Source organism: Burkholderia sp. AU39826 (assembly GCF_020419965.1).
GTDB classification, from domain to species: domain Bacteria; phylum Pseudomonadota; class Gammaproteobacteria; order Burkholderiales; family Burkholderiaceae; genus Burkholderia; species Burkholderia semiarida.
Map to the genome: position 1 here is coordinate 12,648 of NZ_JAIZQG010000037.1, position 15,963 is coordinate 28,610.

Annotated in this window: 14 protein-coding genes; 5 read left to right on the top strand and 9 right to left on the bottom strand. The window is 66.2% G+C overall.

Going from position 1 to position 15,963, the window contains the following annotated elements:
• Positions 1-80: 80 nt before the first annotated feature.
• Together LGM42_RS32305 and LGM42_RS32310 are read right to left on the bottom strand one after the other, a co-directional pair.
• Positions 81-446, bottom strand: coding sequence for an addiction module antidote protein (locus tag LGM42_RS32305; RefSeq protein ID WP_226234354.1), 366 nt, complete (start codon positions 444-446; stop codon positions 81-83).
• 34 nt (positions 447-480) lie between these two features.
• Complete coding sequence (locus LGM42_RS32310; protein ID WP_226234355.1) at positions 481-1,941, bottom strand: efflux transporter outer membrane subunit; 1,461 nt, start codon at positions 1,939-1,941, stop codon at positions 481-483.
• Between the two features lie 77 nt (positions 1,942-2,018).
• Here LGM42_RS32310 and LGM42_RS32315 point away from each other — a divergent pair, with 77 nt between their 5' ends.
• The 4 genes from LGM42_RS32315 (at position 2,019) to LGM42_RS32330 (ending at position 7,805) form a co-directional block, all read left to right on the top strand.
• Entirely contained in the window at positions 2,019-2,636 is a 618-nt protein-coding gene (locus LGM42_RS32315) for a TetR/AcrR family transcriptional regulator (protein WP_226234356.1), read from the top strand.
• An 82-nt stretch (positions 2,637-2,718) separates the two neighbouring features.
• Positions 2,719-3,828: an efflux RND transporter periplasmic adaptor subunit gene (locus LGM42_RS32320; RefSeq protein ID WP_226234357.1), complete on the top strand. Its 1,110-nt coding sequence runs from the start codon at positions 2,719-2,721 to the stop codon at positions 3,826-3,828.
• Positions 3,825-6,965 (top strand): efflux RND transporter permease subunit, encoded by a 3,141-nt coding sequence (locus LGM42_RS32325; protein ID WP_060310400.1) that lies wholly within the window; start codon positions 3,825-3,827, stop codon positions 6,963-6,965. Before LGM42_RS32320 ends, LGM42_RS32325 begins: the two co-directional genes overlap by 4 nt.
• Before the next feature lie 33 nt (positions 6,966-6,998).
• Positions 6,999-7,805 (top strand): oxidoreductase, encoded by an 807-nt coding sequence (locus tag LGM42_RS32330; protein WP_226234358.1) that lies wholly within the window; start codon positions 6,999-7,001, stop codon positions 7,803-7,805.
• Positions 7,806-7,989: 184 nt separating this feature from the next.
• Here the strand turns inward: LGM42_RS32330 and LGM42_RS32335 are convergent, their stop codons facing one another.
• The 7 genes from LGM42_RS32335 to LGM42_RS32365 all read right to left on the bottom strand — a co-directional run bounded on the left by LGM42_RS32335 (position 7,990) and on the right by LGM42_RS32365 (position 14,389).
• Complete coding sequence (locus LGM42_RS32335) at positions 7,990-8,388, bottom strand: RidA family protein (RefSeq protein ID WP_226234359.1); 399 nt, start codon at positions 8,386-8,388, stop codon at positions 7,990-7,992.
• A 67-nt stretch (positions 8,389-8,455) separates the two neighbouring features.
• On the bottom strand, positions 8,456-9,232 hold the full coding sequence (gene benD, locus LGM42_RS32340) for a benzoate diol dehydrogenase BenD (protein WP_226234360.1): 777 nt from the start codon (positions 9,230-9,232) through the stop codon (positions 8,456-8,458).
• Positions 9,229-10,251, bottom strand: a complete 1,023-nt coding sequence (gene benC / locus LGM42_RS32345; RefSeq protein ID WP_226234361.1) for a benzoate 1,2-dioxygenase electron transfer component BenC — start codon at positions 10,249-10,251, stop codon at positions 9,229-9,231. The genes benD and benC overlap by 4 nt, the downstream gene beginning before the upstream one ends.
• 39 nt (positions 10,252-10,290) lie before the next feature.
• The gene (gene benB / locus LGM42_RS32350; RefSeq protein WP_226234362.1) at positions 10,291-10,779 is read right to left on the bottom strand and encodes a benzoate 1,2-dioxygenase small subunit; all 489 of its coding nucleotides are present in this window, start codon (positions 10,777-10,779) and stop codon (positions 10,291-10,293) included.
• The gene (locus LGM42_RS32355; RefSeq protein WP_226234363.1) at positions 10,776-12,134 is read right to left on the bottom strand and encodes a Rieske 2Fe-2S domain-containing protein; all 1,359 of its coding nucleotides are present in this window, start codon (positions 12,132-12,134) and stop codon (positions 10,776-10,778) included. The genes benB and LGM42_RS32355 overlap by 4 nt, the downstream gene beginning before the upstream one ends.
• Positions 12,135-12,252: 118 nt before the next feature.
• Positions 12,253-13,203, bottom strand: a complete 951-nt coding sequence (gene catA / locus LGM42_RS32360) for a catechol 1,2-dioxygenase (protein ID WP_226234364.1) — start codon at positions 13,201-13,203, stop codon at positions 12,253-12,255.
• Between the two features lie 49 nt (positions 13,204-13,252).
• The gene (locus tag LGM42_RS32365; protein WP_226234365.1) at positions 13,253-14,389 is read right to left on the bottom strand and encodes a muconate/chloromuconate family cycloisomerase; all 1,137 of its coding nucleotides are present in this window, start codon (positions 14,387-14,389) and stop codon (positions 13,253-13,255) included.
• 967 nt (positions 14,390-15,356) lie between these two features.
• Here LGM42_RS32365 and LGM42_RS32370 point away from each other — a divergent pair.
• Positions 15,357-15,731, top strand: a complete 375-nt coding sequence (locus LGM42_RS32370; RefSeq protein WP_226234366.1) for a hypothetical protein — start codon at positions 15,357-15,359, stop codon at positions 15,729-15,731.
• Positions 15,732-15,963: the final 232 nt, after the last annotated feature.

The window sequence follows — 15,963 nt, forward strand, 5'->3', positions numbered from 1 at the left end:
CGCATGCAGGGCTTCCCGCACGATGCCGACCGGGGCGACACGAATGGGCCGGCGGGACTTCCTGCCCGCCCCTGACGGCATCAGATGTGAGCCGCCGCGCGTGCGTGCGAGCGCTTGCGAAGAGTCCGCTCAGGCGCGGGTGCCGCTTCGGCGGTCCGCGTGATTGGCGCAACGGTCAGATGCAATCCCAACGCGGCGACAACCTTCATGATCGTCGCAAACTCCGCGTTTCCGCCTTCCGACAGCGCACGATAGAGCGCTTCACGCTTCACGCCGGACTCGCGCGCCAACGCCGTCATGCCACGCGCTTTCGCGACGTTCCCCAACGCGGCCTGGATCAATCGAGGGTCCCGATCTTCGAATGCCTGCGCCAGGTAGTGACGAATCGCTTCCTCGTCCTTCAGGTACTTCGAGCCATCGAATTCGGCCAGTTCGCTGATTTTCATATTCGCGCGGTCATCAGAGGCTCCGGCGCTACCGCTACCGGCTCGCAACGGCCTCGGCCTCCGGCGCCTGCCATCCTCCACCGAGCGCCTTGAACGCCGCGACCGCCGCACGCGCCGATTCGGTTCGCGCCTGCACGCGTTCGTCGGACGCGCGCAGCAGGCTTTCGTCGGCCTGCAACACTTCGATCAGGCTGACGACGCCTTTCTGGTACGCCGCGAACGACGCGGCCCGCGCGCGGCCGAGCGAATCCACGCCGCTGGCCAGCACGGCCGCCTGTTCGTCGCGCTTGACGAGCGCAGAGAACGCATTTTCGACATCCTCGGTGGCGTGCAGCGCCGCGAGCCGATACGCGGCCAGCATTTCGGCTTCCTTTCCTTTGGCGTCGGCGATCTGCGCATTGATCCGGCCGAAGTCGAACAGGCGCCAGCGCAGGCCGAGCACGCCGGCCGCCTGGTTCGCGCCGCCGGCAAACAGGTTGCCCGCGCCCATCGTCGTCGCGCTGCCGAGCAATCCGCTCAGCGAGAACTTCGGGTAATACTCGGCAATCGCCACGCCGATGCGCGCGTTCGACGCCGCAAGGCGTCGCTCGGCGACCATCAGGTCGGGCCGCCGCCTGAGCAATTCGCCCGGCGTGCCCGTCGCCGCGATCCGCGGCGCCACCGGCACGTCGCCGCCGTCGAGCAATTCCGCGCGATGCGTGCCGGGCTGCGCACCGAGCATCACGTCGAGCGCGTTCATCGCCGTGTCCAGCGCCGCCTCGAGCACCGGCACCGTCGCACGAACCTGCGCGAGCGCACCTTCGGCCTGCCTGACCTGAAGCTCCGCCGCGAGCCCCTTCCCGTACAGCAGGTTGATCGTCGACAACAGATCCTGTTCGGTCCGCACCTGATGCCGCGCGACCTTCAACCGGCCCTGCAACCCGCGAATCGTGATGTAGATGTCGGCCGTCTGCGCGGCGACGGCCAGGCGCGTGGCAACCGCCGCCGCTTCGGATGCCTGATAGTCGGCAAGCGCGGCTTGCCGCCCGCGGCGCAGCCCGCCGAACACATCCAGTTCCCAGCTCGCGTTGAAATCGGCTTCGTAGGCGCTCCCGTGACGGTCGAAACCGGGCGTCGAATCCAGGACGCGCCCCAACGGCGTTTCGACCGACTGGTAGGCGCGCGCAGCCTGGCCCGTCACATTGCCAGACGGCAACAGCGCCGCATTGGCCGCCCCGAGCCCGGCACGCGCTTGCGTGACGCGGGCCGCGGCCTGCGCAAGATCGAGGTTCCGTGCAAGTGCGAGCGTGACGAACCGGGTCAACTGCGGATCGCCGAAGCCCGTCCACCACGTCGCGAGTTCGGCGTCGGCCGCCGCGCGCCGCTGCTCCACGGCGCTCTGGCCCTGGAAGCGCTGCGGCATGGCGACGTCCGGCCGCACGTAGTCGGGACCGACGGCGCATCCCGCAGACAGGAGCGCGGCGAGCAGCGCGGCAACGATGGGTTTCGGTAGCATGACGGTTTCAGTCAAGATCAGGTAGTGACTATAATACCAAATAGTCACTCGTTGTCCATCCCTGCCAGCCGCAACCCATGAAAGAAAACTCCGCTTCCCCCGCGCCCGCACGCGGCCCGGCCGATCACGACGTGCGCGACCAGATCGTGGCCGCCGCCACCGAGCACTTCAGCCGGTACGGCTACGAGAAGACGACCGTGTCCGACCTCGCGAAGTCCATCGGCTTCTCGAAGGCCTATATCTACAAGTTCTTCGAGTCGAAACAGGCGATCGGCGAGATGATCTGCGCGAACTGCCTGCATGAAATCGAGACCGACGTGCGCGCCGCCGTCGCCGAAGCGGAACTGCCCACCGAAAAGCTGCGGCGCATGTTCAAGGTTTCTACCGAAGCGAGCCTGCGGCTGTTCTTCCGCGACCGCAAGCTGTACGACATCGCCGCGTCGGCCGCCACCGGCAACTGGCAGTCGGTGCAGGCCTATGAGGCCCGTGTGCAGAAGCTGCTGCAGGAGGTGCTGCAGGCAGGCAGGCAAAGCGGCGAGTTCGAGCGCAAGACGCCGCTGGACGAAACCGCGACGGCAATCTACCTCGTGATGCGGCCGTACCTGAATCCGCTGCTGCTGCAGTACAACCTCGACACGACCGACGCCGCGCCCGCGCAGTTGTCGAGCCTGGTGCTCCGCAGCCTCGCCCCATGAACCGACATCGTTTGTGACCGTTGACTATTTTGGTCACTAGATACACAATGAAAGCCCCGATCACCTCGTCAGTGGGTCTTTCATGGTCCGGCGTCGCCTCGCTCTCCTTGCAGTCGCTTCCGCGCTGCCCCTCGCGCTAGCCGCCTGCAGCGGAAAAGCGCCTTCCGATCCGCGCACGGAAGCGCCGCTCGTGCGTACCGCCATCGTGCACGCAGCCACGCCCGCGTCGCGGTCGTTTACCGGCACCGTCGCCGCCCGCGTGCAGAGCGACCTCGGGTTCCGGGTGTCCGGCAAGGTGCTGGAGCGGCTCGTCGATACCGGGCAAACCGTCCGCCGCGGCCAGCCGCTGATGCGCATCGACCCCGTCGACCTGAAGCTCGCGGCGCGCGCACGCGACGAAGCCGTGGCCGCGGCACGGGCACGCGCGCGGCAGACCGCCGAAGACGAAGCGCGCTACCGCGACCTGCGCGGCACCGGCGCGATATCGGCATCGGCCTATGACCAGGTCAAGGCCGCGGCCGACGCCGCGAAAGCCCAGTTGAGCGCCGCCGAGGCCGACGCCGACGTCGCGCGCAATGCGACCGGCTACGCGGAACTGGTCGCGGACGGCGACGGCGTCGTGATGGAAACGCTCGCGGAGCCCGGCCAGGTCGTCAGCGCCGGCCAGCCGGTCGTGCGGCTCGCGCACGCCGGCAGCCGGGAAGCGGTGATCCAGCTGCCGGAAACGCTGCGCCCCGCGGTCGGATCCATCGCGCGGGCGGAGCTGTTCGGCAAGCCGGGCGCGAGTGTCCCCGCGACGCTGCGCCAGTTGTCCGACACCGCGGATGCGCGAACGCGCACGTTCGAAGCGCGCTACGTGTTGCAGGGCGCGCTGGCCGCCGCACCGCTGGGCGCGACCGTCACGATCCGCATGCCGGACGACGCGCGCGCGACGCCGCAAGCCGGCCTGCAGGTACCGATCGGCGCGCTGCTGGATGCAGGCAAAGGGCCCGGCGTGTGGGTCGTCGCGGGCGATCCGGCCAAGGTGGGATGGCGGCCCGTCACGGTCGAGCATCTGGACGACGACAGCGCGCGCGTGTCCGGCGCACTGAAGCAAGGCGAGCGGGTCGTCGCGCTCGGCGCGCAGTTGCTGCGCGACGGCGAAGCGGTTCGCGTGGCCGCCACGGCCGCACACGAAGGAGCACGGCCGTGAGCGAACGCCGCTTCAACCTGTCGGCGCTCGCGGTGCGCGAGCGCGCGATCACGCTGTTCCTGATCTGCCTGATTTCGCTCGCGGGGCTCGTATCGTTCTTCAAGCTGGGGCGCGCGGAAGACCCTGCCTTCACCGTCAAGGTGATGACCATCGTCACCGCATGGCCGGGTGCGACCGCGCAGGAAATGCACGACCAGGTGGCCGAAAAGATCGAAAAGCGATTGCAGGCGTTACGCTGGTACGACCGCACCGAAACCTACACGCGCCCCGGCCTCGCGTTCACGACGCTGACGTTGCTCGACAGCACGCCGCCGTCCGAGGTGCAGGAGCAGTTCTATCAGGCGCGCAAGAAAATCGGCGACGTCGCGAACGATCTGCCGGCCGGCGTGATCGGCCCGCTGGTCAACGACGAATACGCGGACGTCACGTTCGCGCTGTTCGCGCTGAAGGCCAAGGGCGAACCGCAGCGCCTGCTGGTGCGCGATGCGGAGACGCAGCGCCAGCGGCTGCTGCATGTGCCGGGCGTGAAGAAGGTCGACATCATCGGCGAACAGGCGGAGCGCATCTACGTGCAGCTGTCGCACGACCGGCTCGCGACGCTCGGCGTGAGCCCGCAGGACGTATTCGCCGCGCTCAATGGCCAGAACGCACTGACGCCGGCCGGCTCCGTCGAGACGCGCGGGCCGGAGATCTTCATTCGCATGGACGGCGCGTTCGACAAGCTGCAGAAGATTCGCGACACGCCGATCGTCGCGCAGGGCCGCACGTTGAAACTGTCGGACATCGCCACCGTCGAGCGCGGCTACGAAGACCCGTCCACCTTCATGATCCGCAACAACGGCGAACCCGCGCTGCTGCTCGGCGTCGTGATGCGCGACGGCTGGAACGGGCTCGACCTCGGCCGCGCGCTGGACCGGGAAGTCGGCGCGATCAACGCGGAGTTGCCGCTCGGCATGAGCCTGACCAAGGTCACCGACCAGTCCGTGAACATCAGCTCGGCCGTCGACGAGTTCATGGTCAAGTTCTTCGCCGCGCTGCTCGTCGTGATGCTGGTGAGCTTCGTCAGCATGGGCTGGCGCGTCGGCCTCGTCGTCGCCGCGGCCGTGCCGCTGACGCTCGCCGTGGTGTTCGTCGTGATGGCCGCCACCGGCAAGAACTTCGATCGCATCACGCTCGGTTCGCTGATCCTCGCGCTCGGTCTGCTGGTCGACGACGCGATCATCGCGATCGAAATGATGGTCGTGAAGATGGAGGAAGGCTACGACCGTGTGGCCGCGTCGGCTTACGCGTGGAGCCATACGGCCGCGCCGATGCTGGCCGGCACGCTGGTCACCGCGGTCGGCTTCATGCCGAACGGCTTCGCGCGCTCGACCGCCGGCGAATACACGAGCAACATGTTCTGGATCGTCGGGATCGCGCTGATCGCATCGTGGGTCGTCGCCGTCGCATTCACGCCGTATCTCGGCGTGAAGATGCTGCCGAACCTCAAGAAGTTCGAAGGCGGTCACGATGCGATCTACGACACGCCGCGCTACAACCGTTTCCGACAGATGCTGACGCGCGTGATTGCGCGTAAATGGCTGGTTGCGGCGTCCGTCGTCGGCCTGTTCGTACTCGCCATTCTCGGCATGGCCGTCGTCAAGAAGCAGTTCTTCCCGATCTCCGATCGCCCCGAGGTCCTCGTCGAGGTGCAGATGCCGTACGGCACGTCGATTTCGCAAACGAGCGCGGCCACGTCGAAGGTCGAAGCGTGGCTCGCGAAGCAGAAGGAAGCGAGGATCGTCACCGCGTACGTCGGCCAGGGCGCGCCGCGCTTTTATCTGGCGATGGGGCCGGAGCTGCCCGATCCGTCGTTCGCGAAGATCGTCGTGCGCACCGACAGCCAGGACGAGCGCGACGCGTTGAAGGCACGCCTGCGGCGGGCGATCGCCGACGGCCTCGCGCCCGATGCGCGCGTGCGCGTGACGCAGCTCGTGTTCGGCCCGTATTCGCCGTTCCCGGTCGCGTATCGGGTCACGGGCCCCGATCCGGACACGCTGCGCGGCATCGCGGCCGACGTCGAGCGCGTGATGGCCGGCAGCCCGATGATGCGCACGGTCAATGCCGATTGGGGCACGCGCGCGCCGGCGCTGCATTTCACGTTGGAGCAGGACCGCCTGCAGGCCGTCGGGTTGACGTCCAGCGCGGTCGCGCAGCAACTGCAGTTTCTGTTGACCGGGGTGCCCGTCACCGAAGTGCGCGAGGATATCCGGACCGTGCAGGTGGTCGCGCGCTCGGGCGGCGATGCACGGCTCGACCCGGCGCGGCTCGACGACTTCACGCTCGCCGGCGCGAACGGGCAGCGCATTCCGCTGTCGCAGGTCGGCAAGGTCGACGTGCGCATGGAAGAGCCGATCATGCGCTGGCGCGATCGCGTGCCGACGCTCACGGTGCGCGGCGACATCGCCGACGGCCTGCAGCCGCCGGACGTGTCGGCCGCGATCACGAAGCAGCTTCAGCCGATCATCGCCGCGCTGCCGAGCGGCTATCGAATCGAGGAAGCCGGCTCGATCGAGGAATCGGGCAAGGCCACGAAGGCGATGCTGCCGCTGTTCCCGATCATGCTGGCGGTGACGCTGATCATCATCATCTTCCAGGTGCGCTCGATCTCCGCGATGGTGATGGTGTTCCTGACGAGCCCGCTCGGCCTGATCGGCGTGGTGCCGACGCTGATCCTGTTCCGGCAGCCGTTCGGCATCAATGCGCTGGTGGGCCTCATCGCGCTGTCGGGGATCCTGATGCGCAACACGCTGATCCTGATCGGCCAGATTCACCAGAACGAACAGGCTGGGCTGGATCCGTTCCACGCGGTCGTCGAGGCGACCGTGCAGCGGGCGCGCCCGGTGATCCTCACCGCGATGGCGGCCGTGCTCGCGTTCATACCGCTCACGCATTCGGTGTTCTGGGGCACGCTCGCGTACACGCTGATCGGCGGCACGTTCGCCGGGACGATCCTCACGTTGATGTTCCTGCCGGCGATGTACGCGATCTGGTTCAGGATCCGACCCGGTCATTCCGCCACCGCCCGCCACGGCGGCCATGAACCGGCGGCGCCCGCCACGACCGCACTTCAGCCCGCGCTGGATGCGCGCGATTGATATTCCCCATTCCCCGTATCGAAGGAAACAGCCATGTCGAATTCCACCGTTGTCGTCGTGACCGGCGTGTCGTCGGGCATCGGGCGCGTCGCCGCAGAACGATTCGCCGGACGCGGCTGCCGCGTGTTCGGCACCGTGCGCAACATCGCGCGAACGGCGCCCGTTGCCGGTGTCGAGCTGATCGAGATGGACGTGCGTGACGACGCGTCCGTTCGATCCGGCATCCAGACGATCATCGACCGCGCCGCGCGTATCGACGTGCTCGTGAACAATGCGGGCATGAGCCTGATCGGCGCGGTGGAGGAGACGTCGGTGGACGAAGCCGAGGCGTTGTTCGACACCAATGTATTCGGCATCCTGCGCACGACCCGTGCGGTACTTCCGCACATGCGGGCGCAACGGCGCGGCCGGATCGTCAATGTCAGCTCGGTGCTCGGCTTTCTGCCGGCGCCGTACATGGGGCTTTATTCGGCGTCCAAACATGCGGTTGAAGGTTTGACCGAATCGCTCGATCACGAACTGCGCCAGTTCGGCATTCGCGCGACGCTGGTCGAGCCGTCGTTTACGCGGACCAACCTGGACGTCAACGCGCCACAGGCGAGCGCGCCGATCGCCGATTACGACCGCGAGCGCACGCTCGCGGCGCGCGCCGTCGGCGACAGCGTGAAAGCCGCGCCGCACCCCGAGGGCGTGGCCGCCACCATCGTCGACGCGGCGCTCGGCGCATGGCGGATGCGGCGTACGCCCAACGGCGAGGCGTCGCTGCTGCGCAGGTTGCGGCGCTTCATGCCGGCCGGCCCGGTCGATGCGAGCCTGCGGAAAAAATTCCGGCTCGCGTGACGCGGCCGGCCGACGAAACGTCCGTGGACGAGGCACCCGCCAGGGAAATCGGCATCATCGGAACCGGCAATATCGGCCGCACGCTTGCGCGCCGGCTGTAGGCGGCAGCCGGAACGGCCGGGGCGCCTCGCGATGACGGCTGCCGGGGACGAAGACGATGCGAAGCAAGCCGCGACGCCGACACTCACCGCTGCAACACCGCCACCGCCTTGATCTCGACGATATAGCCGGGTGCGCCGCCCAGCATGTGCGCGCCGACCGCCGTCCACGCCGGCTTCGGATGCGCGCGGAGGTAGCGGTCGCGCACCTGCATGAACAGCGGCAGGTCGCGCATGTCGGTGTGGAAGGTCGTGAGATCCACGACGTCGTCGAGCGACGCACCGCCCGCTTCGAGCACGCACTTCAGGTTCTCGAACGCCTGCACGATCTGTGCTTCACGGCCTTCGACCAGTTGCATCGCCGCGTCGCGGCCGATCTGGCCGGACACGTACAACGTATCGCCCACCTTGACCGCCGGCGCGTAGCCGATTTTTTCGTACACGGCTTCCATGCCGGCCGGGACGATCGCTTCGCGTTTTTGCATGAGTGTCTCCGTGGCCGGACTCGCAGCGCCGGCCGATTGTTCGTGTGAGGATCGGTGCGCGCGCCGCTCAACCCGTATCGCCGCCCGCCACCGGCAGCACCGTCCCGGTGATATAGCTCGCTTCATCGGATGCGAGAAACAGAATCGGCGCGATCTGTTCGTCGAGCGTGCCGTAGCGCTTGAAGTACGTCGATTCGGTCACCTGCCGCACCGCTTCCCCCATCCACGCCTGTTCCTGCTCGGTGTCGCCGGCCGCATTGCGCGGCACGCGGCGCGGCGGCGCGCTGGTGCCGCCCGGCGCGGTGGCGACGACGCGGACGTTGTGTTCCGCGTACTCCATCGCGAGCGCCGACGTCAGCGCGTTTACACCGCCCTTCGCGGCCGAATACGGCACGCGGCGAATCCCGCGCGTCGCGTTCGACGAGATGTTGACGATCGTGCCGCCGCCACGCGCGATCAGGTGCGGCAGCACGGCATGGCAGGTATAGAGCGTCGGCATCAGCGAACGGCGGATTTCAGCGTCGATCTGCGCGGGCTCGAACTCGGCGAACGGCCGCATGCGAATCGCGCCGCCGACGCCGTTGATCAGGATGTCGACGCCGCCGAACGTCCGCACCGCGTGCGCAATCGCCGCATGCGCGCCTTCGTACGTTTCGAGATCGGCGACGAAGCCTGCCGTGTCGCTCCCCCTCGCTTCGGCCGCCACCTCGGCGACGAAGTCCGCGCGATCGACGAACAGCACCCTGCCGCCCTCGGCCGCCGCCCGCAGCGCGACGCCGCGGCCGATGCCCTGCGCCGCGCCCGTGACGACGACGACCTTGCCGGAGAATCGTTCCATGGTCATGCCGCCTTTGCCGTGACGTTGGGGGTGAACTTCTCGTAGTGGAAGCTGGCCGGCTTCACGCCCGCTTCGTCGAAGTACTGGCGCACCGCATCGACCATCGGCGGCGGCCCGCACAGATACACGTCGACGTCGCCGTCGTTCAGCGCGTCGGCCGGGATGTGCTGCGTGACCCAACCCTTGCGCGGATGGCTCGACGCGGCGTCCGCGACGACGGTGGCAAAGCTGAAGTTCGGCAGCTTCGCCGCAACCGCCTCGATCGCGTCGACCAGCACGAGATCGAGATCGCGCGTCACGCCGTAGACGAGGTGCACCTTCTGCTGCGACCCGCTGCGCGCGAGCACGTCGAGCATCGACAGGAACGGCGCGAGGCCCGTGCCGCCGGCGAGGAACAGCAGCGGCCGCTGCACGTCGCGCAGGTAGAAGCTGCCGAGCGGCCCGTTCAGTTCGAGCGTGTCGCCGGGTTTCGCCGATTCGAGCCACGTGCTCATCACGCCGCCCGGAATCTTCTTGATCAGGAATCCGACCTTCGTATCGCCCGGCGCGGACGAGAACGAATACGAACGATGCTGGCCGGTGCCCGGCACGCCGATGTTCACGTACTGGCCCGGCAGGAACGCCGGTGCGCTCGCGCCGACATCGAGCTCGAGCACGACGGCCGCATCGTTGTGCTGCTCGACCTTCGTGACCGTCGCGGCAAAGCTGCTCTGCCCGGTCTTGCACGCGACCGACGACGACGGCACCGCGATCACGCAGTCGCTTTGCGGCACCATCTGGCACGTCAGCACGAGACCGCCGTCCTTTTCGTCCTCGGTGAGCGCATCGTCGATGTAGTCGTCGCCGAGGTCGTAGCGGCCGCTTTCGGCGCGGCACTTGCAGGTGCCGCACACGCCGTCGGAACAATCCATCGGCAGGTTGATCTTCGCGCGGAAAGCCGCATCGAGCACCTTCTCGCCGGCCTTGCAGTCGATGAAGCGGGTTACCCCGTCCTCGAAATTCAATGCAATCTTGTAGCTGGACATCGCGTCACCTCCACTTCCTTTCATGGCAAACAACGGGCGTCAGACGTGATAGACGTCGAGCACCTGCCGGATGTAGTCGTTCTTCAGCACGATCTTCTTGTGCGAGATCAGCAGCGCGTCGCCCGCCTGCCGCAGCGTGACGAACACCGTGCCGAAGAAGTGGTCGGTCACGCGGTAGCGGTGATTCAGCGTGTGAAAGTTGTAGCGCACGTCGACCTCGCCGTCGCGTTCGGCCAGGACCTCGACGTTCGTCACGTTGTGGCTGGTGCGCGGTTCGGGCGTCGATGCACCACTGCGCTCGGTCTTGATCCGGAACACGCGATCCTCGAGCCCGCCGCGATCCGGGTAGTACATCAGCGAAATCTGGTGCTGCGGATCGTCGGTCGGCCGATCGTCGTCGTCCCACGCGGGCATCCAGTACGTGACGTCCTCCGTGTAGCAGGTCAGCCATGCGTCCCACTCGCGATCGTCGAGCAGACGCGCCTCGCGATACAGCGTCGCGCAAATCGTCCGGTAATCGAAGCTCATGCCGCCACCTCCCCGCGTTCCTTCTTCAGCGCATCGCGCATCACGTGCACCCAGTGTTCGTGCTGGCACACGAACAGCCCTTCGTCCTCGCTGCGCTCGCCCGAAATGCGCGGGTTCAGCCCCATCTTCCTCGCGTTCTCGTCGGGCCCGTCGATCCACAGCGGCGCACCGCGCGACAGGTCGTTCCACATCGCCGTGATGCCCGCATAGCCGGCCTGGCACGCGCGGAATTCCTCGAGATCGTCGGCCGTGCCCATGCCGGTCACGTTGAAGAAATCCTCGTACTGGCGGATGCGCGTCGTGCGGTCGGCTTCGCTCTCGCCCTTCGGCGCGAAGCAGAAGATGCTGACTTCGGTCTTGTCGACCGCGAGCGGACGCACCACGCGGATCTGCGTGCTGAACTGGTCCATCAGGAACACGTTCGGATACACGCACAGGTTGCGCGTCTGGTTCACGATGAAATCGGCCTGCACGTCGCCGACGCGCGCACGGATCTCGTCGCGGTGCCGGTACACGGGCCGCACTTCCGGGTTCATCGTCTTGGTCCACAGCAGGATGTGGCCGTGGTCGAAGCCGTACACGCCCGCGACCGACTTGCTCCAGCTGTTCGCGTCGACCGCCTTGGTGCCCTCTTCCTTGCGGCGGCCCATCGTCGCCGCATAGTTCCAGTGCACGGTGCTGACGTGATAGCCGTCGCAGCCGTTCTCCATCTGCATCTTCCAGTTGCCTTCGTAGATGTAGGACGAGTTGCCGCGCAGGACTTCGAGCCCGTTCGGCGCCTGATCGACGATCTGGTCGATGATCACGCGCGCTTCGCCGAGGTAGTCCTCGAGCGGCAGCACGTCGGCGTTGAGGCTGCCGAACAGGAAGCCGCGATAGTTCGCGAAGCGCGCGACCTTCTTCAGGTCGTGCGAGCCGTGCGTGTTGAACTGCACCGGATACTCGGTCGTCTTCTCGTCCTTCACCTTCAGCAGCTTGCCGGTGTTCGAGAAGGTCCAGCCGTGGAACGGGCACGTGAAGCTGCCCTTGTTGCCGTGCTTGCGGCGGCACAGCATCGCGCCCTTGTGCGCACACGCATTGATCACCGCATGCAGCTCGCCGGTCTTGTCGCGCGTGATGACGATCGGCTGGCGGCCGATCCACGTCGTGTAGTAATCGTTGTTGTCGGGAATCTGGCTTTCGTGCGCCAGATACACCCAGTTGCCCTCGAAGATATGCTTCATCTCGAGCTCGTACAGCGCCGCGTTCGTGAAGATGTCGCGGCGGCAGCGGAAAATGCCGGCCTCCTTGTCATCCTGCACGGCGGTTTCGAGCAGGTGATCCAGTTCGTTCGCAGCGTCGATCGTGACGGACATGATGGCTCCTTCCATGCGCGTGCCGCGTCCTGCAAGCACGCTCGCATCGGTATCGGTTGAGTCTCGGGGAACCGGCCGGCAGCGTCGGCGCACGCGCGCCGCCGTGCCGTCGGGCGGGTTATGCCGTGGCGGACGCGCGCAGGCGTTCGACGATCTGGTTGTCCTTGCCCTGTACGAGCGGCGTCAGCACGAAGTCGAATTCGATGTCCTGGTACGCGTCGGCCTTGAGCCCGAGCGCCGTGCCGCCGGTCTTCTGCGTGACGGGCGGAATCAATTCCTCGCGCGTCGCATACGCGAAGTCGTCCCAGATCAGCGGATCGCCGTCGATGTTGAACTGCGTCGTGAGCTTGCGGTGGTCGTCGCTCGTCACGAAGAAGTGCACGTGCGCGGGACGGTTGCCGTGACGGCCGAGACGGTTCAGCAGTTGCTGCGTCGCGCCCTGCGGCGGGCAGCCGTAGCCGACCGGCATCAGCGTGCGGAATTCGTATTTGCCGTCCGCGCCCGTCCTCACCGCGCCGCGCAGGTTGAAGTCGCTCTGCTTGCCGGTCGGGTCGAAGTGCGAATAGAAGCCGTGCGAATTCGCATGCCAGCATTCGACCAGCGCGCCGGCCATCGGCTTGCCGTCGAGATCCTTCACCGTGCCGTGGATCACGAGCGGGCCCGCGCCTTCGTCCGCGTCGAGGTCGATCTTCGCGACGCCGTCGCGCACCGGAGCGCCCGCCACGTACAGCGGCCCCTCGATCGTGCGCGGCGTGCCGCCATCGAGGCCGATCGCCTCGTCCTCGGCGTCCATCCGGATGTCGAGATACTTCTCGAGACCGAGGCCGGCCGCGAGCAGCGCCGCTTCGCCATCCTGACCAAGCTTGTTCAGGTAGTTCACGCCGGCCCACACTTCGTCAGGCGTGATGTCGAGATCGTCGATCGCCTTGAACAGGTCGCCGAGCAGGCGCAGCACGATCTGCTGCGTACGTGCGTCGCCCTTCGAGCCGTTTCCGCCGCTCCCGCTCGCGTTCGATGCGGCCTTCAGCAGATCCTGCACTTCGTTCGTGTCGAAAACCTTGACGCTCATGATGCTGTCTCCATGTGTATTGGGGGATGACGGTCTTTGCCTGACTCGATTACCGCACGACTTTCGTCAGCCCGTCGCGGGTGAAGCGCCTGACCTTGTCCTCGTCGAGCGCGATGCCGAGACCGGGGCCGTCCGGCACGGTCAGTTCGAAGTCGCTGTAGTCCAGCGGTTGCGTCAGGATTTCCTCGGTGATCAACAGCGGACCGAACAGTTCGGTGCCCCACTGCAGGTTCGCGACGCTCGCGAACAGGTGCGCGGACGCCACCGTGCCGAACGCGCCTTCGAGCATCGTGCCGCCGTACAGCTCGATGCCGGCCGCGTCCGCGATCGCCGCGACGCGTTGCGCGGCGAACAGGCCGCCACTCTGTTCGATCTTGATCGCGAACACGTCGGCGCCGTGATGCTTCGCGATCTCGAATGCGCTGTCCGGGCCTTGCAGGATTTCGTCGGCCATCAGCGCGACCGAGAAGCGGCGCATCAGGCGCGCCAGCGCCGCGGCGGAAGCCACCGGCTGCTCGACCAGTTCGCAGCCCGCATCGGCGAGCGCCGGAATCGCGCGGGCGGCCTGTGTTTCGCTCCATGCCATGTTCACGTCGACGCGCACCGAGGCGCGCTCGCCGAGCGCCTGCTTGATCTCGGCCACGTGGCGGATATCCGTTTCCGGCGCTTTCGCGCCGATCTTCAGCTTGAATACGTTGTGACGGCGCAGGTCGAGCATGCGTTCGGCTTCGGCGATATCGGTGGCCGTGTCGCCCGACGCGAGCGTCCATGCAACCGGCAGGCGGTCGCGGCGGCGGCCGCCGAGCAGTTCGCTGATCGGCACGCCGAGACGCTTGCCGTGCGCGTCGAGCAGCGCTGTTTCGAGCGCGCTCTTCGCGAAGTGGTTGACCTTCGCGAGCTTGCCGACATGCGCCATCAGCGCCTGGACGCGCGTCGCGTCACGGCCGACGATCGCCGGCGCGAGGTACGCGTCGATCGCGAGCTTCATCGCTTCCGGGCTTTCCGGGCCGTAGGCCATTCCGGCGATCGTCGTGCCTTCGCCGATACCGGTCACGCCGTCGCTGCAGAACACCTTCACGAGCATCAGCGTCTGGCCGTGCATCGTCGCCACCGACAGCTTGTGCGGGCGGATCGTCGGCAAGTCGACGAGGCGGGTTTCGATGCGTTCGATGGTCGCGGAGGACATGGGGCGCGCTGCGTGGGGGCTGTTCATGGAACGGATTTATACGCGGCGGGGAAATGGGGCGTCCAATACTTTTGGGCTGGATTCTTGATACCTGGTGGGTATTGAAATCGCACCGGCCGTGCGAAATATTGCGGCGCGCCATACCTGTATTGGTTAGATAGGCTGGCTGGGAGGCTTGCTGGAGCGCGGTCGCGCGGGTACGGCATATCGCTTCGTCGAAGGGTGCGGCGCGGCTGGTCTCGGCAAGGAAAACTGGCTGGAACCGGCGGACCGGCCGAGTCGATCAGGGTTTTCCTGACGAAAAAACGGTGGATCGACCGTCCGGCCCCCGGCTTCGGGCCCGATTTCTGCGAACGACCAGAACGAAGCCGGTATGCGAGTGCCGATGATCGTCGCCGATGCTCCGCGTCCATCAGAAGCTGACGGTTACTATCGGCCAGTTGCAGACGTTCGACATGCCCCGCATTATTGTCGACAATCAACTCGGTCATTTGTCGCGTACCAATGAATTGCCCATATTGCTCCGCCAAACTCACGATCGCACTGGGAGGGGAACTTCGATGCGCTTCTTCGGGTGCGCTCTTCAGCGTCTCTGTTCGAGCGCGGTTCGAGGAACTCATGCTAAAGCGTGCTCCCGGCCAGCCACCGTTGACTAAGATAGGGCAATGGTATTGCCCGTGTTGCGGCAAGAAAACAAACGACGGCGTCTGCGAGGACTGCGGCGTGGTTGTTACCGTTGGACTAGCGCGAGAACTCTTGGAATTGAATCCGCACTCTGCGCTCTAAGTTCGGAGCCGTGACGTACCGTCGTGAGGTCGCTGCTTCCTGCCGCGGCCACCCCGATCGGTCAAAAGAAACACGCTATGGTCGTCACCTTCGATCTTGTGGCACAGCGCGGCCAGAAGCGGCCGGTAGACCTCGCGTCTTGTATCGGCAACAATCACCACAGCGATCGACGCTGCTCCCAATGACTGCCGCGAGTGAATCCGTGATGCCCGATTTACTTAATGAAACTGAGCGACCAACATGGTTTTCTTATCCGCGCCACTTTGTCCGAGCTGTTGATCTGAATATCCTGAATCTGGATCCGTGGCAGCTACTTGAGGGAAAGTGGCTTCGCGTTCGGTTGGAAGGGCTGGCTAAGCGATATCCCGATCGGCAGTTGGTTCCTTTCTTCCGGGATACGAGTAGCGATGACATAGCCTGTTGGGAGACGGGCAAGGGCGAACGAGTGCAGATTGTTCATGACTTCGCGTCGCCAGGGTGGGAATGTGCCGGCGAGTTCGAAAATTTTCTAGATTGGTATAAGGCCACCGCAGAGATCGCCTTGGACTTTGAATGACCGCTTGCAGGATAGCTGTGAGGCCGCTTCGGGTCGACAACGGCCTCTCAGGAGAAGCGCGAGCGCAGGTTTGCGCGCCGAGCTTTCGGATACGGCACAGGTCCCGCGAGCCTATCCGAACCTTTGTGTGTGAGGCATAAACTGATGGCCAAGGAGCCACGTTATGCCACGCAAACGTAAGGAAGAAGCGACCGTAGAACCGGGCAAGGGCTTGAACCTGGACCCGGAACTG